This window comes from Massilia frigida, from assembly GCF_011682175.1.
Classification (GTDB): Bacteria; Pseudomonadota; Gammaproteobacteria; order Burkholderiales; family Burkholderiaceae_D; genus Telluria_A; species Telluria_A frigida.
On the sequence record NZ_WHJG01000130.1, the window covers coordinates 1 to 1,135 of the forward strand.

At 62.5% G+C, this 1,135-nt stretch carries 1 protein-coding gene; it reads right to left on the reverse strand.

Annotation, left to right across the window (positions count from 1 at the left end):
• Positions 1–130: 130 nt before the first annotated feature.
• Complete coding sequence (locus F2P44_RS34305) at positions 131–997, reverse strand: tyrosine-type recombinase/integrase (RefSeq protein ID WP_167094552.1); 867 nt, start codon at positions 995–997, stop codon at positions 131–133.
• Between the last annotated feature and the right edge of the window lie 138 nt (positions 998–1,135).

Below are 1,135 nucleotides of genomic sequence, written 5' to 3' on the forward strand. Positions count from 1 at the left end.
CACTGCTCGATGGCCGACATGACCTTCAGTTGGCCCAGGCTCAGGTGACCGCGCTGTGCGTGTCGCCAAGCCGGGCCGTGGGCGCGGAAGATGTCCGCGACCTCCAGGTCGGGGCGCTCCATAGCACCCCCTACGCTGACTGCAAGGTGTCGAGCGGGCTGATCACTTCGCGCAGCAGATCGGTGGCGACCTGGGCGTATAGCGCGGTCGTATCGAGCCGCTTGTGGCCAAGCAGGGTCTGGATCACTCGGATGTCGACCTTCTGCTCCAGCAGATGGGTGGCGAAGCTGTGGCGCAGGATGTGCATGGACACGCGTTTGTCGATCCGTGCCAGGTCGGCGGCCGCGTGGATGGCGCGGTTCAGCTGTCGCGTGCTGAGCGGGTCGATGGGATTCTGTCCGGGGAACAACCAACCGCCATGCAGGATCTTGCCTTCGGCGCGTGCCGTCCTCCACCAGGCACGCAGGCAGTCGAGCAGTACCGGCGACAGCATGGCATAGCGGTCCTTGTGTCCTTTGCCTTGTTCCACGCGCAAGACCATGCGCCCGCTGTCGACGTCGGTTACCTTGAGCCCGATCACTTCACTCGCACGCAGGCCCGCGCCGTAGGCAACCGACAGTGCCGCCCGGTATTTGGGACTGCATGCCGAGGCGATCAGGCGCGCGGCTTCGTCGCGGCTGAGCACCTGGGGGAGCTTGCGGGGAACCGGCACGGGATGCATCCTGGCCATCAGTTCGGGATGGTGAACTGTGACCTCGAAGAAAAATTTCAAACCGGTGATCGTCACATTCAGGGTGGTTGACGTGAAGCCTTGCTCAACCATATGCAACTGAAATCGCCGCAGATCCTCACTTGTAGCGGTGTCGGGTGGGCGGTGCAGGAACGCGGCCAGGCGCCGGACGTGCATCAGGTATGCAGACTGGGTCTTGGGTGCGAGCTTGCGCATGCGCATGTCGTCGATCATGCGTTGGCGCAATGGGGTAATGGCTTGGGTCATGATACTGCTCCTGTTGGAATGAGGCCGATTGCCTCACTAACCAACATAGGAAACAGCTACAATCTTGCAGCAGAAACCCGGCTGTGGCGGGACCACAGGCTGCATCGAAGTCCGACTACCGCGCGAGCGGTTTAGTCC